This is a genomic window from Luteimonas sp. 3794, from assembly GCF_031456825.1.
Taxonomy (GTDB): domain Bacteria; phylum Pseudomonadota; class Gammaproteobacteria; order Xanthomonadales; family Xanthomonadaceae; genus Luteimonas.
Genome location: NZ_JAVDVJ010000004.1, coordinates 44,031 through 62,866, shown reverse-complemented (window position 1 = coordinate 62,866; position 18,836 = coordinate 44,031). Strand labels below are relative to the sequence as shown.

17 protein-coding genes and 1 riboswitch are annotated in these 18,836 nt (G+C 67.2%); of the genes, 7 read left to right on the top strand and 10 right to left on the bottom strand.

The genetic code is table 11. From position 1 onward, the window contains the following. Positions 1–71 precede the first annotated feature (71 nt). The 5 genes from J2X52_RS08200 to J2X52_RS08180 all read right to left on the bottom strand — a co-directional run bounded on the left by J2X52_RS08200 (position 72) and on the right by J2X52_RS08180 (position 4,950). Positions 72–464: a hypothetical protein gene (locus tag J2X52_RS08200; protein WP_310151385.1), complete on the bottom strand. Its 393-nt coding sequence runs from the start codon at positions 462–464 to the stop codon at positions 72–74. Between the two features lie 56 nt (positions 465–520). Further along, positions 521–1,177 (bottom strand): hemolysin III family protein, encoded by a 657-nt coding sequence (locus J2X52_RS08195; RefSeq protein WP_310151382.1) that lies wholly within the window; start codon positions 1,175–1,177, stop codon positions 521–523. A gap of 70 nt (positions 1,178–1,247) precedes the next feature. After that, positions 1,248–2,852 carry a peptide chain release factor 3 gene (locus J2X52_RS08190; protein ID WP_310151380.1) on the bottom strand — a complete coding sequence of 535 codons (1,605 nt, stop codon included), beginning with the start codon at positions 2,850–2,852 and terminating at the stop codon, positions 1,248–1,250. A gap of 71 nt (positions 2,853–2,923) precedes the next feature. After that, a complete protein-coding gene (locus J2X52_RS08185) occupies positions 2,924–3,844 on the bottom strand; it encodes a M23 family metallopeptidase (protein WP_310151377.1) in 921 nt (306 codons plus the stop codon). Positions 3,845–3,852: 8 nt separating this feature from the next. After that, positions 3,853–4,950: a phytase gene (locus tag J2X52_RS08180; RefSeq protein WP_310151374.1), complete on the bottom strand. Its 1,098-nt coding sequence runs from the start codon at positions 4,948–4,950 to the stop codon at positions 3,853–3,855. Between the two features lie 115 nt (positions 4,951–5,065). After that, positions 5,066–5,194: riboswitch (SAM riboswitch) on the top strand. Between the two features lie 100 nt (positions 5,195–5,294). Here J2X52_RS08180 and J2X52_RS08175 point away from each other — a divergent pair. The 4 genes from J2X52_RS08175 to J2X52_RS08160 all read left to right on the top strand — a co-directional run bounded on the left by J2X52_RS08175 (position 5,295) and on the right by J2X52_RS08160 (position 9,554). Beyond that, positions 5,295–6,350, top strand: coding sequence for a homoserine O-succinyltransferase (locus J2X52_RS08175; protein WP_310151369.1), 1,056 nt, complete (start codon positions 5,295–5,297; stop codon positions 6,348–6,350). After that, on the top strand, positions 6,347–7,588 hold the full coding sequence (locus tag J2X52_RS08170) for an O-succinylhomoserine (thiol)-lyase (protein WP_310151366.1): 1,242 nt from the start codon (positions 6,347–6,349) through the stop codon (positions 7,586–7,588). The genes J2X52_RS08175 and J2X52_RS08170 overlap by 4 nt, the downstream gene beginning before the upstream one ends. Further along, positions 7,585–8,673 (top strand): homoserine dehydrogenase, encoded by a 1,089-nt coding sequence (locus J2X52_RS08165; protein WP_310151364.1) that lies wholly within the window; start codon positions 7,585–7,587, stop codon positions 8,671–8,673. The genes J2X52_RS08170 and J2X52_RS08165 overlap by 4 nt, the downstream gene beginning before the upstream one ends. A gap of 125 nt (positions 8,674–8,798) precedes the next feature. Beyond that, on the top strand, positions 8,799–9,554 hold the full coding sequence (locus J2X52_RS08160) for a DUF1521 domain-containing protein (RefSeq protein WP_310151362.1): 756 nt from the start codon (positions 8,799–8,801) through the stop codon (positions 9,552–9,554). A 149-nt stretch (positions 9,555–9,703) separates the two neighbouring features. On the opposite strand, the gene J2X52_RS08155 is transcribed toward J2X52_RS08160, so the two are convergent. Together J2X52_RS08155 and J2X52_RS08150 are read right to left on the bottom strand one after the other, a co-directional pair. Beyond that, complete coding sequence (locus tag J2X52_RS08155; protein WP_310151359.1) at positions 9,704–10,387, bottom strand: alpha/beta fold hydrolase; 684 nt, start codon at positions 10,385–10,387, stop codon at positions 9,704–9,706. Positions 10,388–10,391: 4 nt separating this feature from the next. Continuing rightward, complete coding sequence (locus J2X52_RS08150) at positions 10,392–11,774, bottom strand: L-serine ammonia-lyase (RefSeq protein WP_310151356.1); 1,383 nt, start codon at positions 11,772–11,774, stop codon at positions 10,392–10,394. Positions 11,775–11,823: 49 nt separating this feature from the next. Between J2X52_RS08150 and J2X52_RS08145 the strand changes: the two genes are divergently transcribed. Next, positions 11,824–12,060 (top strand): glutaredoxin family protein, encoded by a 237-nt coding sequence (locus J2X52_RS08145; RefSeq protein ID WP_310151353.1) that lies wholly within the window; start codon positions 11,824–11,826, stop codon positions 12,058–12,060. 15 nt (positions 12,061–12,075) lie between these two features. Here the strand turns inward: J2X52_RS08145 and J2X52_RS08140 are convergent, their stop codons facing one another. From J2X52_RS08140 to J2X52_RS08130, 3 genes are read right to left on the bottom strand one after another with little or no spacing between them, the layout of a single operon-like run. Beyond that, positions 12,076–12,633, bottom strand: a complete 558-nt coding sequence (locus J2X52_RS08140) for a YceI family protein (RefSeq protein WP_310151349.1) — start codon at positions 12,631–12,633, stop codon at positions 12,076–12,078. A 4-nt stretch (positions 12,634–12,637) separates the two neighbouring features. After that, on the bottom strand, positions 12,638–13,219 hold the full coding sequence (locus J2X52_RS08135; protein WP_310151346.1) for a cytochrome b: 582 nt from the start codon (positions 13,217–13,219) through the stop codon (positions 12,638–12,640). Continuing rightward, on the bottom strand, positions 13,216–13,923 hold the full coding sequence (locus J2X52_RS08130; protein ID WP_310151343.1) for a YceI family protein: 708 nt from the start codon (positions 13,921–13,923) through the stop codon (positions 13,216–13,218). Before J2X52_RS08130 ends, J2X52_RS08135 begins: the two co-directional genes overlap by 4 nt. A gap of 149 nt (positions 13,924–14,072) precedes the next feature. On the opposite strand from J2X52_RS08130, the gene J2X52_RS08125 reads away from it, so the two are divergent. Then, a complete protein-coding gene (locus J2X52_RS08125) occupies positions 14,073–17,648 on the top strand; it encodes a two-component regulator propeller domain-containing protein (RefSeq protein ID WP_310151340.1) in 3,576 nt (1,191 codons plus the stop codon). Between the two features lie 123 nt (positions 17,649–17,771). Further along, complete coding sequence (locus tag J2X52_RS08120; protein WP_310151337.1) at positions 17,772–18,773, top strand: ligase-associated DNA damage response exonuclease; 1,002 nt, start codon at positions 17,772–17,774, stop codon at positions 18,771–18,773. Positions 18,774–18,836: the final 63 nt, after the last annotated feature.

Below are 18,836 nucleotides of genomic sequence, written 5' to 3'. Positions count from 1 at the left end.
AGGAGGCCTGTGCTTCGGCACCATCGACGCGCTGCGGTCAACTGCGGGTGAATGTCCCCTGGCGTGGTGGGCTAGCGTGCGGCCCCAGCATCCGCGGCGGGCGGGGCCACTTCGCTGCAGACCACGGTACGACCATTGTCCTGCGCGAGTTCTGCGCCGTCGTCAGTGGTGACAAAACGCAGGCCGACTTCGGACCACACCGGTGGCTGGCTGCCACGGATCACGCCGAGATTGACGATGCGGCCATCGGTCATGCGCAGGCGGGCGAAGCGCCCCTCGCGAATGATCTCGACGACACCGGCGCTCGGGCAGTCGTAGGTCGAGGTCACGGTTTCAGGTGTTGGCGCGGGCACGGCGGGCGGCGGGCTGGGCGCGGCGGCCGGCGCGGGCTGTGCCGGCGGCTCTGCGGAACAGGCCGCCAGCGTGACGGCGGCGAGTGCGGACAGCATCTGGACGGATCGCATGCGGGGCTCCGGCGTAGACAACGAAGGTTCGATTGTCGAGAAGCGCGCCTCGGGGATCAACGTGCCGGCACGACCTGGGCCAGCACCGCGACGTAGTGGCAGACGCTGCCGCCAATGCAGAACAGGTGCCAGATCGCATGCGCATACGGAATCGAATCACGCATGTAGAAGAAGGTGCCGAGCGTGTAGAACACGCCGCCGGCGATGATCCAGCTCAGGGTCCAGCTGTCGAGCGCGGCGGCGACGGGGCCGATCGCGATCACCACCAGCCAGCCCATCGCGACGTAGATCGCGGTCGACAGGCCGCGGAAGCGGCCGGTGTAGAACAGCTTGAACACCACGCCGGCGAGCGCCAGCGTCCAGATGATGCCGAACAGCCACCACCCCAGCGTGCCGCGCAGGCCGATCAGCGTGAAAGGCGTGTAGGTGCCGGCGATCAGCAGGTAGATCGCGCAATGGTCGAACACCTTCAGGCGGCCCTTGACCACCGGATGTTCGACTGCGTGATACAGCGTGGACGCCAGATACAGCAGCAGCAGCGAGACACCGAACACGATCGAGGCGCCCAGCTGCCAGCCGTTGCCGTACAGCGCCGCAAGGGTGATCAGGACGGCGCCGCCGGCCAGCGCGGCGGTCGCGCCGAGACCGTGGGTCAGGGCGCTGGCGAATTCTTCACGCTTCGCGCGCAGCGAGCGGGGCGGGGCGGTGGTCATCGACGTCCGGATGGGGGGGTGGACTGCGGCGAAGTATGACCGCGCGCCTGTGAACTGTCAGAGGTGGGGATCAGTCGACCGACACCGCATGCGCATGCTCACGCGTGGCAAGGAAGTCGACGCCCTCCGCGCGCTCCTGGGCCAGTTGCAGGTTCACCCGCGTCGGCGCCAGATAGACCAGCTGGTCGGCGGCGTCGAGGGCCAGGTTCATCGCGTGCTTGTCGCGGAATGCCTCGAGCGTTTTCGCGTCCTTGCAGCGGATCCAGCGCGCGGTGTTGACCTGCACCGGCTCGAAACTCGCATCCACACCATATTCGTCCTTCAGCCGGTAAGCGACGACGTCGAACTGCAGCACGCCGACCGCGCCGAGGATCAGATCGTTGCTCATCAGTGGCTTGAAGAACTGCGTCGCGCCTTCTTCCGACAGCTGCGCCAGACCTTTCTGCAGCTGCTTGAGCTTCAGCGGATCGCGCAGGCGCGCGCGGCGGAACAGTTCCGGCGCGAAATTCGGGATGCCGGTGAAGGCGATGTTCTCACCCTCGGTGAAGGTGTCACCGATCGAGATCGTGCCGTGGTTGTGGATGCCGATCACATCCCCCGGATACGCCTCGGCGGCGATCTCGCGATCACTGGCCATGAAGGTCAGCGCATTGGCGAGCTTGAGTGGTTTGCCGGTGCGCGGGTGGAAGGTCTTCATGCCCGCTTCGAAGCGACCTGAGCACACCCGCATGAACGCCACGCGGTCGCGGTGCATCGGGTCCATGTTCGCCTGGATCTTGAACACGAAGCCGGTGAGCTTGTCTTCCTGCGGCGCGACCTTGCGCGTCGTGGTCTCGCGCACCTGCGGCGGCGGCGCGTGTTCGACGAAGAAATCCAGCAGCGGCTGCACGCCGAAGTTGTTGACGCCCGAGCCGAAGAACACCGGCGTCTGCTTGCCGGCGCGGTAGGCCTCGAGATCGAAGGGATGGCTGGCGCCCTGGACGAGTTCGAGTTCGTCGCGCAGGTCGGCCAGCATCTTCTCGCCGATCTTCGCGGCCAGGCCTGGCGCATCGATCGACGGGAAGATCGTCGAATCCTGGCGGGTGAAGTTGCGGCCCGGCTCGTAGAGATGCACTTCGCCGGTCACCAGGTGCACCACGCCCTTCAGGCGCTGGCCCATGCCGATCGGCCAGGTCACCGGCGCGCACTGGATGCCGAGCACTGTCTCGACCTCGTCGAGCAGGTCGATCGGGTCCTTGCCCTCGCGGTCGAGCTTGTTGATGAAGGTCATGATCGGCGTGTCACGCAGCCGGCAGACTTCCATCAGTTTGATCGTGCGTTCCTCGACGCCCTTGGCCACGTCGATGACCATCAGCGCACTGTCGACCGCGGTCAGCACCCGATAGGTGTCCTCGCCGAAGTCGGCGTGGCCGGGCGTGTCGAGCAGGTTGACGACGCGCCCCTCGTAGGGGAACTGCATCACGGAGCTGGTCACCGAGATGCCGCGCTCCTTCTCCAGCGCCATCCAGTCGGACGTCGCGTGACGCGCGGCCTTGCGGCCCTTGACCGAGCCGGCCATCTGGATCGCACCGCCGAACAACAGCAGCTTTTCGGTCAGCGTGGTCTTGCCGGCATCGGGATGCGAAATGATCGCGAACGTACGGCGGCGGGAGCTTTCGGAGGCGATATCGGACATGCGGTCGGCCGCGCGGGTGTGCGCAGTCTGGAAACGGGAAGCCGGCGATTATACGCCGCCGTAGCGCAGGCTCAGGGCGCCGCTGGCGCCGGGTCTGTCTGCACCTGTCCGAAGCGCAGCGGGCCGTCGGGTCCAAGCATCCGGAACGGCAACGATTCAAGCCGCATGCCGCGGTTGGCCTGAACGACGAAATGCAGATGCGGCGCGGCGCTCAGGCCGGTGTTGCCGGAGAAGCCGATGATCGTGCCGCGCAGCACGCGCGCGCCGGGCGCGACGACCACGCCGCCCTGTTGCAGGTGGGCATAGAGCGCCATCGTGCCGTCGTCATGGAGCAGGCGGATGAAGTTGCCGCGGACGCGGTCGTCGGCAGGGTCGAACGCAGTACGCGGGTCCAGGCGCGCGGTCGCGTCGGATTCGACCTGCATCACCACACCATCGCGCGCGGCCAGCACCGGCGTGCCGGGCGTGACCGCGAAATCCACGGCGTGGCGGTTCTCCGCATCCGCATGGCTGAATCCGCCGCCGTAGCCCTGGGCGATCTGTAGCGGTGCATCGCGCAGGGGATAGAGGTATTCGACATTGCGGACGCGCGCGACGGGCAGGCCCGGAACCGCGACCAGCGATAGGCGTGTGCCTGCAGCGCCATCGCGCAGCTGCGCAACGACCACGCGGCCGCCGGCGGGCACGGTCGCGCGGGCGGGCAGCGGGGGCATTGCAACCGGTGGAGCGCCTTCTGCCAGCAAGGTCACTTCGACAGGTCCGGCAAGCTGGTTCACTGCGATCGCCTCGGCACTGCCGAAGCGCGCACGCAGTTCGAGCGCGACGCGCGGGGCGGACTTCCAGATGGCCGTCGGGACAGGCGCAGCTGCGGACTGCGCTGTGGCCGCGTCCGTCCAGGGGCCGCTCGATGGCGTCTGCGCCTGGACCTGCACGGCGCCCGCTGCCCACATCGCCGACAGCGCCAGCGTCACATGCCATCGCGCCCGGCGCATCTGCTGGTTCAGCGGCAATCGGGATCGAGCTGCAGCGCGGTCACCACGTCGCGCAGATCGAATGCGACCACGGCAGCATCGTCGTCGACTGCGAACAAGGCGCCGGCGGGGAAGCGCGCGGTGGGGGATGCATGCAGGGTGATGCCATCGGTCGCGGCGACGCGGGCGCCGACGAAGCTCCCGGCCGGCGTCAGCTGGCCCCGATCGAATACCCGGAACACGGTGCGCGGCCGCAACTGGTCCGAAACGATCCAGTAGCCGCTGTCGACCCCGCATGACCACAGCGCGATGCCCTCCGGCTCGGCTTTGAACGTGCCCGCCGGCGGTGCGCGACCGGTGTAGGCACCGTCGAGCGTGTAGACGTGCACGGTCGCGTTGTGGCGCAGGTCTTCGTCGGCGATCAGCAACTGGTCGTAGGCCGCATCCCCGGCGATGGACTCGACGATGCGCAGCGCGGTCTGCGGATCCGTGGCGCCGAAGGCGCCGAGTGCGGTGACCTTCGGCGAGGCGCCATCGTGCGCCTCGAATCTGAAACGGCGCACGCGCTGGTCGAGGCTGGCGAAGTCGGGCACCTGTCTGTGGTCGGCGCCCTCCATGAAGCTGTCGGTGACGTAGACCTCCACGATGTCCGGCGCGGTCTCATGCACCCATAGCCCGTATGGACTGCGGAGTTCGCCGGCACCGAACGCGGCGAGCGGCCTGAAATCCGGAAGCGAGAACACCTGCACACGGTGGTTGTCGCGCTCGACGACGAACACCAGATCGCCGTGCACGGCGATGCCATTGGGCCGGTCGAACTTGCCGGGCATGGCCCCGTGGGCACCGACGGTGCGCAGCATCGCGCCAGTGTCGGCATCGAAGATCCGCAACTGGTGCGCGCGCTTGGCCGTCGCGATCAGCCAGGTACCGCCATCCGGCGTCGGCCAGGTGGCCAGCGAATCGAACTCGTCATCGGCGTGCGCGGACGATCGCCAGGCCTCGGCAATGACGGCCTGCTCGGCGGTTGCGCCTTCGGACGTGGCGTCGCCAGACGGGTGTGTGGGCCGCTGGGGAGCCGCGGTGCAGCCGGCCAGCAGGGCGGCCGCGAACAGGAAGGCAATGCGCATTGCGGAATTATGCCGAAGCGCAGCCGCACTGCATCGCAAGTTACAGCCGAAATTATTCATCGCTGCATCCGGATGAAGAGATTGACTTTCTGGAAAGCGGCTGGCAACCTGCGCCCATCCATCGAGACCGGCGGAGGGGCAGGCCCTTTGATGCCGGGGCAACCTGATGGGATCCGCGCATCGCGCGGCGTCCATCGCGGTGCCAAGTCCTGCGGGGACCTGAGTGTCCACCGGAAGATGGTGATGCCGTATCGGCGTTCGCGCCGGTGTTGTGTTCCGCCGAGAGGCGACTTCCGGTGATTCCCGCAAGACGCGATGGCCCAGCCCATCCGGAATCCCGTGCCATGAGTCTCGTCGACACCACCGCTTACCGCCCCGACCCCACGCCCGATGCGGCGTACGTGCACGCGTTTGCTGCCGATGCGCCGATCGCGCACGCCGTCACCCGCGGCAGCCTCGATGTGCAGCTCGCCACCCGGCATGCCGGCATGCGTCAGGTCACGCTGCGGTATCAGCTGCAGGGACCGGCATCGGCGCCGGTGGTGTTCGTCGCCGGCGGGATCTCCGCGCATCGCCATCTGGCCGCGAACGCCGCACATGCCGAAGCCGGCTGGCTCGACAGTCTGGTCGCACCGGGGCGCACGCTCGATCCATCGCAGCTGCGTCTGCTGGCCTTCGATTTCGTCGGCGCCGATGGCGCACTCGATGCGCCGATCGACACCACCGACCAGGCCGATGCAATCGCCGCGCTGCTCGACGCGCTGGGCATCGCACGTCTGCATGCGTTCGTCGGCTATTCCTACGGCGCGCTGGTGGGCCTGCAGTTCGCGGCGCGCCACGCGAGCCGTGTGCAGCGACTGGTCGCGGTCAGTGGTGCGCATCGCGCGCATCCGTATGCGGCCGCCTGGCGCGCGCTGCAGCGGCAGGTCGTTGCGCTGGGCCAGTTGCAGTGCGCCGATGCACAGAGCCTGTCGCTGGCGCGCCAGTTTGCGATGCTCAGCTACCGCACGCCGGAAGAATTCGCCGAGCGCTTCGACGCCGCGCCCGAAATCGTCAATGGCCGCGTACGTGTCGCCGCCGAGGACTATCTCGACGCCGCCGGCGCGCGCTACGTCTCACGCACGCCGCTCACCGCTTGGCTGCGCCTGTCCGAATCCATCGACCTGCACCGCGTCGATCCGCGTGACATCCGCGTGCCGACCACGGTGATCGCCGTCGAAGGCGACCGCCTGGTCCCGCTCGCCGATGCAGTGGCCCTACTCGAAGGGCTGGGCCCGAGCGGCCAGCTGCGCGTGCTGCGTTCGCCCTATGGCCACGACGCCTTCCTCAAAGAAACCGACCGCATCGATGCGCTGCTCGCCACCGCGCTGCGTGCCCCCACATCCGGAGACCAAGCATGAGCATCCACGCCACGACCGACGCCGCCTGTCAGCCCGCAACCCGTGCCGTGCGCGCCGGCATCGATCGCGATCCGGCCTATGGCGCGGTGACACCGCCGATCGTGCTGTCGAGCAACTTCAGCTTCGCCGGCTTCGGCGAGAAGCGGCAGTACGACTACACCCGCAGCGGCAATCCCACGCGTGATCTGCTCGGCGAAGCGCTGGCCGAACTCGAAGGCGGTGCGGGCGGCGTGGTCACGTCCACCGGCATGGCCGCGATCACGCTGGTGCTCAATGCGCTGCTCGAGCCGGGCGATCGGCTGGTCGTGCCACATGATGCTTACGGTGGCAGCTGGCGCCTGTTCGACGCACTGGCACGCAAGGGCCACTTCGAGCTGGTGACCGCCGATCTCACCGATCCACGCGCACTGGCCGACGCGCTGGCCACGCAGCCGAAGCTGGTGCTGGTGGAGACGCCATCGAACCCGCTGCTGCGCATCACCGACCTGCGCTTCGTCATCGACGCCGCGCACCGCGCCGGCGCGCTGGTGGTGGTCGACAACACCTTCCTGTCGCCGGCGCTGCAGCGGCCGATCGAATTCGGCGCCGATGTCGTGCTGCATTCGACGACCAAGTACATCAACGGCCACAGCGACGTGGTCGGCGGCGCGGTCATCGCGCGCGACGCCGAGCTGCACGCGCAGCTCGCGTGGTGGGCGAATGCGCTGGGTATCACCGGCTCGCCGTTCGACAGCTTCCTGACCCTGCGCGGCCTGCGCACGCTGGATGCGCGCCTGCGCGTGCATCAGGAGAACACCGCCGGCGTGGTCGCGCTGCTCGACGCGCATCCGGCGGTCGCGCGCGTCCACTATCCGGGTCTGGTCGATCATCCGGGGCACGCGATCGCCGCGCGTCAGCAGACCGGCTTCGGCGCAATGCTGTCCTTCGAACTTGCCGGTGCGCCCGGCGTTGCGCAGGACGACGTGGTGCGCGCATTCGTCGACGGCCTGCGCCAGTTCACGCTGGCCGAATCGCTCGGCGGCGTGGAAAGCCTGATCGCGCATCCGGCGACGATGACGCATGCGGCGATGACGCCGGCGGCGCGCGCTGCGGCCGGCATCTCCGACGGCCTGCTGCGACTGTCGGTCGGCATCGAGGCGCTGGATGATCTGCTGATCGACATCGAGGCCGGGCTCGCCCGTGCCGCGACCGTACTGGACGCAGCCACGCGCCCGTCCCGCGCAGGCATCGAAGCATGAGTACCGTCGTGCAACTTCGGCAGGGGCGTCGCGCGCAGCCACGGCCCGCGCGTCTGGCGCTGCTCGGTACCGGCACCGTCGGTTCGGCGTTCGTTGAACGCTACGCGCGACTCGCCACGCAGGGCGTCACGCTTCCGGAGGTCGCGTGGCTGTGCAATTCGCGCACCCAGGTGCTCGGCGGCGACGATCTGCCCGCCGCGCTCGCGCAGGCCCGCGCCGCGGCGCGCCGACGCGGTGGATTTCCCCCGTGGGCCGAAGGCGAAAGCCCGAAGCCGGGCGACATCATCGTCGACGCCACCGCCAGCGAAACCGTCGCCGACTGGCATCCCGAATGGCTGGCCCGTGGCGTGCACGTGGTCACTGCGAACAAGCTCGGTACCGGCGGCGATCTGGGGCGGGCCTTGTCGATCGGCGATGCGCGCGCGAACGGTGGCCGCTACGGCGACAGCGCCACGGTCGGCGCGGGCCTGCCGCTGCTGCGTAGCCTGCGCGCGCTGATCGACGGCGGCGACCGCATCCATGCAATCGAAGGCGTGCTATCGGGTTCGCTGGCTTGGTTGTTCTCGCATTACGACGGCAGCCGTCCGTTCTCTGCGCTGGTGCGCGCGGCGAGCGCGGCGGGCTACACCGAACCCGACCCGCGCGTCGACCTGTCGGGCGAGGACGTGCGCCGCAAGCTGCTGATTCTCGCGCGGGCGGCGGGCATCGCGTTGCCGGCGCATGAGGTCGTCGTGGAATCGCTGGTGCCAGAAGTGCTCGCACGCGCTGCGGATATGGACGTCGATCAGGCGCTGGGCGCGCTGGACGGGCCACTCGACGCACGTCGCGGAGAGGCGGCCGCGAACGGAGAGCGGCTCTGTTTCGTCGGACGTTTCGATGCCGACGGCGCGCGCGTGGGCCTGCGGGCATTGCCGATCGGGCATCCGCTCTGCGCGGGCAGCGGCACCGACAACCGGGTGGCGATCCATAGCGATCGCTACAGCGCGCAGCCGCTGGTGATCCAGGGCCCGGGCGCAGGCGCGGAGGTTACGGCTGCGGCGCTGCTGGACGACGTGCTGGCAATCACCCACGCGCAGGTGGGGTGACCGGAGACGCAGGATCGGACCTTGCGACTGGGGCAAACCCTAGATCGGGTGCGCCCCGGTGTTGTCCCCAAGGCCCACGCGCTGGAATAGCGTCATTCAGTTTTCATCCAGCCAGGGGCCATTCCATGACCGACAACCTCAGCATCTCCGTCTCGCTCAGCATCAGCGGCCAGTTGCCCAGCGTGCAGAGCGCCGCCAGCACCCAGCGCACTGCCGACGGCCGCGTCCAGTTCGAAAACGACAATTACCGCATCACCGCCGGCGACAACGACGAGGTCATCGTCTTCAACAAGGGCACCGGCGAGAACTACCGCATCTGGGGCGATCCCCATGTCGAGATCGACGGCAAGCATGCGTTCGACTTCTGGGGCCAGACCACCTTCCAGCTCGACGACGGCACCAAGGTGACGATCGAGACCACGCCCTGGGCCAAGGGCGGCGACGGTGCCACGGTGGCATCCGTGGTCACGATCACCGACGGCGACTACGGCGTGCAGATCAGCGGCGTGGACAGCAACACCTACGGCGACCTGTCGTTCCAGGAATTTGCCGGCGGCGGCCGCGTGCTCGACGCCGCGGTGCGCGACGGCAACGTGTTGCTTGAGAACGAAAACGGCAGCGGGTTCATCGCCGTCGACCAGAACGGCAACATCCAGAACGTCGACCAGGCCTTCATTCTCGCAACTGACGAACTGAAGAACGGTGGCCCCGACTTCCTCGCCCACTTCTCCGAGATCTTCTCGTTCTTCACCGGACTGATGGCGATCAGCTTCAACGGTGGGCTGGCGCTGGGCAGTGACAATCCGCATCGCGATCCAGAGCCGGTTGCCCAGCCCGCGGTGCCCTGGCAGTTCAGCCTCACGATGTCGATCAGGGCCTGATCCGGCTGCAGTTCCCCGCCGTGCGAATCCGGCTGCAGCCGGTTTCGCCGGTGTCGGCACCACATCGCGACGGGGCATGGGCCTACCCGCACCGGGATCACCCGGATGTGGGTCGCCCTCGGGTTCGGTCGCGCGACAACCCGGGCGTGTCAGACGGCTGCGGGGAAGTGCCGCTGTACAGCGCGTGCGGCAAGTGCCGGCTGATGTTGCAGCAGGAAATGCGGACCGCGCAGTCGAACCCGTGTGGCGCGCGGCAGGTGGGCGTGGATCTCGTGCCAGCAGCGTCGCGGCACCAGCCGGTCGTGACTGGCCTGAAGATAGAGGACCGGGTCGCGGATGCGAGCCAGCTCGGCAGTGGCATCGACCTTCAGGACCTCCGAGAGACGGGCGCGGGCGACTGCGGCGGGCAGGTCGGCGAGTGCGCGCTGCTCACGTCGGGTCCAGTCGCGCGTGGTCCAGCGGTCCATCATCGCGGGCATCAGCATGCGGGTCGGCGGCTTGGGCAAAGGCAACCCGAGCAGCGGCTGCAGGTGACGCAGCCACGGGCGCGGCGAGGCGGCGAAGCTCGCGCACAGCACGAGTCCGATCAGGCTTGGCGGCCGCGCCGCCGCGATCCGGATCGCAATCGGTCCGGAAAAGGACTCGCCGATCAACAGGAACGGTGCGTCGCCGGGCAGACGATCGACGACGAACGCCTGGAGTTGCGCGTAGCTGAGGATCCGGTCGGGCGGATACGCCACGGTCTCTACCTGGAACCGGGGCGCCATCGCGGCAACAAATTCGCCGTGCAACGTGCCCGATCCATCCATGCCGGGCAGCAGTACGGCGCGCACGTGATCAACACTCGATGACGTTGACCGCCAGACCGCCGCGCGAGGTTTCCTTGTATTTGTCGCGCATGTCGCGGCCGGTGTCGCGCATGGTCTTGATGACCTTGTCGAGGCTGACCTTGTGCTTGCCGTCGCCGCGGAAAGCCATGCGCGAGGCATTGATCGCCTTGACCGCGCCCATCGCGTTGCGCTCGATGCAGGGAATCTGCACCAGCCCGCCGATCGGGTCGCAGGTCAGGCCGAGGTTGTGCTCCATGCCGATCTCGGCCGCGTTCTCGATCTGGCTCGGCGTGCCGCCGAGCGCGGCGGTCAGGCCGGCGGCGGCCATCGAACAGGCCACGCCCACTTCGCCTTGGCAACCGACCTCTGCACCTGAAATGCTGGCATTTTCCTTGTAGAGGATGCCGACGGCCGACGCGGTGAGCAGGAAGTCGAAGATGCCCTGCTCGGTGGAATTCGGGCAGAAGCGGTCGTAGTAATGCAGCACCGCAGGCAGGATGCCGGCCGCGCCATTGGTCGGCGCGGTGACGACGCGGCCGCCCGCTGCATTCTCTTCGTTGACTGCAAGTGCGTAGAGGTTGACCCAGTCGAGCACGGTCAGCGGATCGCGCATGCCGGCTTCGGGCTTGGATGAGAGTTCGGCATGCAGCGCCGGCGCGCGCCGGGTGACGTGCAGACCGCCGGGCAGGGTGCCGGTCTGGCGGATGCCGCGCGCGACGCAGGACTGCATCGCCGCCCACAGTTCGCGCAGGCCGTCGCGGATCTCGTCCTCGCTGCGCCACACCTTCTCGTTCTCGAGCATCAATGTCGCGATGCTGATGCCGTGGGTGTTCGCCTGGGCGATCAGCTCGTCGCCGCTCGAAAATGGGTAGGGCACGTCGGTGGTGTCGGCGACGATGCGGTCTTCGGCGGCCTCGTCCTCGTTGACGACGAAACCGCCGCCCACCGAGTAGTAGTCGCGCGTCGCGATCACCACGCCGTCGGCGTCGTAGGCGGTGAAGCGCATGCCATTGGTGTGGAAGGGCAGCTTCTGGCGCTTGTTCATCACCAGATCGGATTTTTCGTCGAAGCCGATCTCACGCGTGCCGCCGAGCCGGATGCGCTTCTCGCCCCGGATGCGGATCAACGCATCGGGAATGATGTCCGGGTCGATCTGGTTCGGCATATGACCTTCGAGGCCCATCATCACGGCCTTGTCGGTGCCGTGGCCGCGACCGGTCAGCGCCAGCGAGCCGAAGACCTCGGCGCGCACCCGTGCGACATCGTCCAGCCGCCCCGGCACTTCCAGCCAGCGGCGCACGAAACGCGCGCCCGCGCGCATCGGCCCGACGGTATGCGAGGAACTCGGCCCGATGCCGATCTTGTAGAGGTCGAAAGTGCTGACTGCCATCGGGCTATTCTACGGCCCGCGCCTGCATCCAGGCCTGCCGCGACGCGACATGACCGCTCCGACGTTGATCCTGTACCAGCGCGACGACTGCCACCTGTGTGATCTGGCACTGGATGTGCTCGCCCACGCCGGCGTGCCGGCGTTCGACAGCGTCTTCATCGACGACGAGCCGACCCTCGAAGCGCGCTATGGCGAGCGCGTGCCGGTGCTTCGCGACGCGCTCGACGGCCACGAACTCGACTGGCCCTTCGATGTCGATGCGGCGCGGCGCTGGTTGCGCCGCTGACCGCGTCGCGCGGATTCACTTCGCCGGTTGCAGATAGACCCGGGTGCTGACCGCAATCTCGTTCGGAATCGTGCCGGTATCGCTCCAGTCGCCGCCGCCCACGCCGAAGTCCAGCCGGCGCACGGTGGCCCGGCCCGACAGCAGCGGGCGCGCGCCGTCGGTCCAGGTGAACGTCAGGGTGACCGGCTTGCGCACGCCGCGCAGTTCCAGCGTGCCGTCGGCGGCGTACTGGCCATTGCCCAGATCGCGGAAGCCGCTCGCGGTATAGGTCGCCTGCGCAAATTTCGAGGCATCGAAGAACGCGCTGCCGCGCATCTCGCCGTCGTAGTCGGGATTCTGCGTGGTCGCGCTGGCGACCGGAATGGTCACTGCCAGCCTGCCGGCGGCGAGATTCGCCGGATCGAAGCTGACCGTGGTGCGGAAACCTGGAAAGGTGCCGGAGAACGTCTCGCCCTGGTACTTGCCGGCGAAGGCCAGCGAGGAGCCGGGCGCCTGCACGTAGTCGGCGGCGAGGGCAGGCAGGGCGAGTGCGGTGGTCAGGGCGCCGAGGGCGAGGGAGCGGCACATGCGCATGGCATCAGTCCTGTAGAGAGGAATTCGGGGTGCGGGGGCGCAGCCAGCCACGCGGCAGCATGCGCGCCAACGTGTCGTCGCGCTGGAAGACATGGTGATACAGCGCGGCCGCCGCGTGCAGCAGGGCCAGGCTGACCAGCGTCCAGAACAGCAACTCGTGCACGTTGCCGGCCAGTTCGCGCAGATCCGCATCACGCGACACCAGCGCCGGCAGGTTGAACAGCTTGAACCACTGCAACGGATAGCCGGCGGCGGAATTGAACGTCCAACCGCTGAGCGGGATCGCGAACAGCAGGCCGTACAGCAACCCGTGCGTGAGCACGGCGAGCCGGTCCTGCCAGCGCGGGCCGGGCACCGGGCGCGGCGCGCCGGCGTACAGGCGCCACAGCAGTCGCAGCGTGGCGAGCGCGAGAATCGTCAGGCCAAGCGACTTGTGCAGGGCATAGAGCTCGATCTTGGTCGGGCTGTTGCGCATGTCGCCCATCACCAGCCCCAGAGTGCCGGTGGTCAGGATCAGCGCTACGACCAGCCAGTGCAGCAGCTGGCTGATGCCGCCCCAGCGATCGGGCGGGTTGCGGAGGGTCATGGGCGCTGCTCCGAGGGCGGCATTGCGGGTGTCTGTTCAGTGGGGGTATCCGGTGCGGACGCGTCGATATCGGGCGCGTCGTCCGGCGCATCCGAATCATCCCCGGCATCCGCACTGCCACGACTGCGTGTGGCTTCCACCTCGAGCCGCAGTTCGACCGCGTCGCCGATCACCGACTTCCAGGCATCAATGCCGAAGTCCGCGCGCGACAGCGCTGCAGTGGCGGAAAATCCCACGGTGCGACGGAATGGCGGCAGCGGGTGACGCTTCAGGCCATTGAGCACGACCTGCAGCGCAACCTCGCGGGTTTCCCCGCGCAGGGTCAGATCTCCATGCACGATCGCGTGTTGCGCATCGACCGGCTCGATCCGGGTGGAGATGAAGGTCGCGACCGGATGCCGCTCTGCGTCGAGCAGGTTGCGCGCCAGCGTCGCCTGGTTCCACTTCGCATCGCCCAGATCGATACGCGCGATCGGGATCGACACCTCCACGCGCGCGGAGTTCCAGTCGTCGGGATCGAACACGATCGTGCCGGTGCTGCCCGACACCGTGCCGATCGCCTTCGAAAAGCCGGCATGGTCGATCGCGAACTGCACGCGGGTATGGACCGGGTCCAGCGCGTACTGGGAAGGTGCGGCCCAGGCGGGCGCGCACGTGCCGAGCAGCAGGAAGGATATGAGGACGAGCTGGCACCGCAGTCGCATCGGAGGGTCCGGATCGCCGCCGAACGGGCGGGCTTGCCGATTCTAGGCGCGAGCCGTCGGTACGGCGCAACTTGCGGTGGCAACGCAGCGTTGCGAGGATGCCGGTCGGGACGCGCGGCCAACGCGCGGCAGCGGGTTCGGGGAGTGGGATGCGTTTTGCAGGGATGATGCTAGTGGGGTGGCTGTGCAGCCTGTGGGCCGGCGCCGTGTGGGCGCAGGACACTGCGGTCACCGCAAGCATTCCACAGCCGCGGCAGATCGGCGTGCTCGACGGACTGCCGTCCAATCGTGTGAACGCCCTAGCTGAAGATCGGCAGGGTTACTTGTGGATCGCAACGCGTGATGGTTTGGCACGTTACGACGGCTTGGGATTCCGCGTTTGGCGGGTCGAGGACGGATTGCGCGACAACTACGTGTGGACCGTGCGCGTAGACGCGCATGACAGGGTCTGGGTGGGCACAAGTCGGGGCGGTCTGTCTGTACTTGATGCAGATCGATCAAACTTTACCCACTACAACACTCAGACCCACCCGGAGATACGCGGTGACGAGATATGGTCGGTGTTGCCCACTCCCGATGGCGCGGTCTGGTTCGGCACCGCCGACTCCGGCCTTTATCGGCTATCAGAGGATGGCGAGTTACAGGTATTCTCTGCCGACCCGTCCGACACGCGGAGTATTCCGTCAGATTCGGTCGGATATCTGACGCTCGATCCAAATGGAACGCTGTGGATCGGCACGAGGAATGGGTACGCCCACTGGACAGGGCACGATTTCGAGCGAGCAACCTCACCGAAGTCTATCGGTGCAATCGTAAATGGCCTCGTGTTCGATTCCCAAGGCGATCTGTGGATCAGTGCATCGAGCGGCGGCCTGATACACCGTTCAAATGGAGAAATCGATCGAATCTCTGCAGTCGACCCGGTCACTGGACGACCGATCATTCACATGTTGGTAGAAGACCGCGAAGGAGGACGCTGGTTCGACAGTCCTGCTGGGCTCGCGCGTGAAGTCCGGGGCGTGATCGAGGACGTACCCCTTTTCAGTCTTACGAGTCGCGGTACGGTGCGTCCTTCATGGACGACAGCATATGAAGATCGTGAGGGTGGGCTGTGGTTTGCAAGCAGCGATTCCGGGTTGTGGTACCTGCCGGCAAACTGGCGCAACTTCACGATCATGCAGAGGCGGCTGACGGATCCAGGATCGTCCGCCAACGCATTCGTTCGTGCCGTTGCATCCGCCACGGATGGCGGGCTCTGGCTGGTCGGTACGGGGGGTGTGCTTGATCATCTCGATCCCGCAACAGGGATCATCCAGCATCGATTGACATCCGTATGTGGCCAGCGCTTCGCAGCAAGTGTCCACGAGGCCAGCGACGGCGCTGTCTGGATTGGCTGTTCACGTCAACTCACGCGTTTCGATCCTAGAAACGGATCAGTAGAGCGTTGGTACCAGGAGGGTGATGTAGATCCGGCGCTGGCTGGCGAAGTCGGGTCGATCGTCGAACAGGCGGACGGGACGCTGTGGTTCGTAAATGAATTCGGCATCCAGACGCGGACCTTGAGAGGCAAGGTGATCGACTGGTTCATGCCGGGCGACGGCCGCGGTCTCCCTCTGTCGGTGCGTCCCCTGCACGTAGACCGCGCACCCGATGGCGGAATCTGGATCGGTACGACGGGTGGCGTCTACCGCTGGAATCCTCTTGCTGATGCCTTCGAGCTGGTGCCCGGATCTCCGCGGCAGGCAGTCCACGCGATTGCGCGGCAAGATGGAAATACATTCTGGTTTGCAGGGACAGGAACCCTCGAAGCCTATCGTTGGACCACAACGGGATTCAGTCTATTGCGCGCTTTCGGCACGGACGCTGGAATTCCGCTGGCAACGCCGGGCGGTGTAGCTGTCGATAAGAACGGCGTGCTCTGGGTCACCACCTTGCGTGGGCTGATGCGGTTCGAGCCTGGAACCAATCGTGTTCGTCTCTACGGACTGCGGGATGGACTGCCTAGCCAAGAGTTCAGCGAGCAGCAGATCGGCGTATCGCGAGCAGGACATTTTGCGGTCGGAACCGCGGAGGGTCTGCTTCTGTTTCACCCAGAGCTGGTGCATCAACGCGATCACACCGTCTCGCTTGTTGTCGAAACACTGGAGATACGTCGCGAAGACGACAATGTCGAATTGTCCGCTGACGCTCCGATCGAGCTGCGCCACGGGGACCGCGATCTTCGCGTTGTCGCCCGTCTGCTCTCCTTCACCGATGCGCATACCCATCACTATCGCTTCCGCCTCGACGGTTACGAGTCGGAGTGGGTGAACGGAGATGCGACAGCGGAGCGTGTCTTCCCACGCCTTGAGTCCGGTCGCTACACCCTGTATGTGGAGGCGCGTACGGAAGATGGCGAATGGACTGCGCTGCCGCCCTTGAGCATTCGCCAGGCGCCGCCGTGGTGGCGCACGGTCTGGGCGTTGGTGACATTGCTGCTGCTGGTGGCGTTCGTGCTGTGGTGGATGGCCCTTGCCTATCGTACCCGCCTCAAGCGACGTCATGCCTGGCAGCTCGCGGAGGACAAGCGCACCCTCGCCGAGCAGGCATCGCTCGCGAAAACCCGGTTTCTCGCCACGTTGGGCCACGAGGTCCGAACGCCGATGACCGGCGTGCTCGGCATGAGCGAACTGCTGCTCCATACGGATCTGGATGCGCGCCAGCGCGGCTATGCCGAATCGATCCGCCGCGCAGGCGATCACCTGATGCGGCTGGTCAACGATGCGCTCGATCTGGCGCGGATCGAGGCGGGCAGGCTCGATCTCGATCCGCAGCCTTTTGAGGTCGCGCGGCTGGTGCAGGACGTCGTCGCGATGTGCGCACCGATGGCACGTCAGAAGTCGCTTGGCTTCGACCTGGTCGTCGATCCTGCCGTCCCCGCATGGGTACTCGGCGATTCGGGGCGCGTGCGTCAGATCCTGCTCAACCTGCTCGGCAACGCGGTCAAGTTCACCGAGATAGGCAAGCTCGGTCTACGCGTGGAAGTCGATCCATCCGGCGCGCTGTGTTTTGTCGTCACCGACACGGGCCCCGGCCTCAGCAGCGAGCAGCGCGAGCGCCTGTTCCGCCGGTTCGAACAGGCTGAAGGCGCGCGCACCGCATCGCGTTATGGCGGCAGCGGGCTGGGGCTCGCCATCAGCCAGGAACTGTCGGCCACGATGGGTGGCCAGATCGATGTCGAGAGCACGCTTGGCGAGGGGACGCGGTTCCGCGTGGTGCTGCCATTACCGGTCGTCAACGATCCGCCGCCTCCGCAGTCCGATTGCGGGCTCGAACGCATCACGTCCGCCGTGGGTCTGGAGATTCTGCTGGTCGAAGATGACCAGACCATTTCCGAAGTGATTGCAGGGCTTCTGCAGTCACAGGGGCACGAAGTCGTCCACGTGATGCATGGCCTCGGTGCGTTGTCTGAGATCGCCACGCGAAGCTTCGATCTGGCTTTGCTCGATCTCGATCTGCCCGGCATCGACGGCCTGGCATTGGCCGGCATGATGCGCGCGCACGGCTTCGTCCAGCCTATGGTGGCCGTCACCGCGCGCGCGGATGCCGAGGCGGAAGCGGCAGCGCGCGCTGCCGGGTTCGACGGCTTCCTGCGCAAGCCGCTGACTGGCGAAATGTTGTCCGACATCCTCGCCTGGAGCTGGCGCCCCAGGCGCGACGACGACGAGCCGGAGGCCGGGCTCTGAGGGTGCACGCCGGCGCACGCCACTGAACGGCGCGTGCGACGCGGCTCTGGCGTCTCAGCAAGCGCGACGCAGCGATTGCAGGCTTGGCGCCTCGTGCACAAGCCCGCCACCAGACTGCGTTCCATGTCCGCCGCGTCCGACGATCTGATCCAACTGCGCCCGGAAGGGCTGTACTGCCCCGCGGGCGATTTCCATATCGACCCGTGGCGGCCGGTGGCGCGCGCGGTGATCACGCATGGTCACGGCGATCATGCGCGGACCGGCATGGGCGCCTATCACACCACCCGCATCGGGCTGCCGATTCTGGAATGGCGGCTTGGCGAGCAGATCTACGCGGCGCACGAATACGGCGCGCCGTTCCAGATGGGCGCGGCGACGGTCTCGCTGCACCCGGCCGGACACGTGCTGGGGTCGGCCCAGGTGCGGGTGGAGGTCGACGGCGAAGTCTGGGTCGCCTCGGGCGACTACAAGCGCCAGCATGATCCGACCTGCGATCCCTTCGAGGTCGTGCGCTGCGACACCTTCATTACCGAGGCCACGTTCGGCCTGCCCGTCTATCGCTGGCCCGAAACGTCGGAGGTCGCGCGCGACATCGTCGCCTGGCGCGATCACTGCGCCGAACGCGGCGAGGCGGCAATTCTTTACTGCTACGCGCTCGGCAAGGCTCAGCGCGTGCTCGCCGAACTCGCCGCGCACACGGATGCGCCGGTGCTGCTGCATGGCGCTGTCGCCAACGGCGTCGACGTCTACCGCCGCGCCGGCGTGCCGATGATCGACACGCTGCCGGTAGCCGATACCGACAAGGCCGCCGACTTCGCCGGCAAGCTGGTGCTCGCGCCGCCGTCCGCGGCAGGCAGTTCCTGGATCCGCCGTTTCCGCCGTGCGCAGCAGGGCTTCGCGTCTGGCTGGATGCAGATCCGCGGCAACCGGCGCCGTCGCAACTACGATCGCGGGTTCGTTGTGTCCGACCATGCAGACTGGCCGGACCTGATGCGCACCGTGCGCGAAACCGGCGCCTCGCGGGTGATCGCCACGCACGGCAACACCGACGCGATCATTCGTGCGCTCAATGAGGATGGCGTTGCGGCCGAGGCGTTACGGACGGATTTCGGGGGTGAGGAGTGACGGCCTGTAGCTCGGCTTCGGCTCGGCTCGGGCTTTGCTCTGGCTTCTGCTCTTCGCTTCTGG

Bases quoted from the DNA above. Each gene is read 5' to 3' on its own strand.
- J2X52_RS08200 (WP_310151385.1), bottom strand. From the start codon at position 464: ATGCGATCCGTCCAGATGCTGTCCGCACTCGCCGCCGTCACGCTGGCG.
- J2X52_RS08195 (WP_310151382.1), bottom strand. From the start codon at position 1,177: ATGACCACCGCCCCGCCCCGCTCGCTGCGCGCGAAGCGTGAAGAATTC.
- J2X52_RS08190 (WP_310151380.1), bottom strand. From the start codon at position 2,852: ATGTCCGATATCGCCTCCGAAAGCTCCCGCCGCCGTACGTTCGCGATC.
- J2X52_RS08185 (WP_310151377.1), bottom strand. From the start codon at position 3,844: ATGCGCCGGGCGCGATGGCATGTGACGCTGGCGCTGTCGGCGATGTGG.
- J2X52_RS08180 (WP_310151374.1), bottom strand. From the start codon at position 4,950: ATGCGCATTGCCTTCCTGTTCGCGGCCGCCCTGCTGGCCGGCTGCACC.
- J2X52_RS08175 (WP_310151369.1), top strand. From the start codon at position 5,295: ATGAGTCTCGTCGACACCACCGCTTACCGCCCCGACCCCACGCCCGAT.
- J2X52_RS08170 (WP_310151366.1), top strand. From the start codon at position 6,347: ATGAGCATCCACGCCACGACCGACGCCGCCTGTCAGCCCGCAACCCGT.
- J2X52_RS08165 (WP_310151364.1), top strand. From the start codon at position 7,585: ATGAGTACCGTCGTGCAACTTCGGCAGGGGCGTCGCGCGCAGCCACGG.
- J2X52_RS08160 (WP_310151362.1), top strand. From the start codon at position 8,799: ATGACCGACAACCTCAGCATCTCCGTCTCGCTCAGCATCAGCGGCCAG.
- J2X52_RS08150 (WP_310151356.1), bottom strand. From the start codon at position 11,774: ATGGCAGTCAGCACTTTCGACCTCTACAAGATCGGCATCGGGCCGAGT.
- J2X52_RS08145 (WP_310151353.1), top strand. From the start codon at position 11,824: ATGACCGCTCCGACGTTGATCCTGTACCAGCGCGACGACTGCCACCTG.
- J2X52_RS08140 (WP_310151349.1), bottom strand. From the start codon at position 12,633: ATGCGCATGTGCCGCTCCCTCGCCCTCGGCGCCCTGACCACCGCACTC.
- J2X52_RS08135 (WP_310151346.1), bottom strand. From the start codon at position 13,219: ATGACCCTCCGCAACCCGCCCGATCGCTGGGGCGGCATCAGCCAGCTG.
- J2X52_RS08130 (WP_310151343.1), bottom strand. From the start codon at position 13,923: ATGCGACTGCGGTGCCAGCTCGTCCTCATATCCTTCCTGCTGCTCGGC.
- J2X52_RS08125 (WP_310151340.1), top strand. From the start codon at position 14,073: ATGCGTTTTGCAGGGATGATGCTAGTGGGGTGGCTGTGCAGCCTGTGG.
- J2X52_RS08120 (WP_310151337.1), top strand. From the start codon at position 17,772: ATGTCCGCCGCGTCCGACGATCTGATCCAACTGCGCCCGGAAGGGCTG.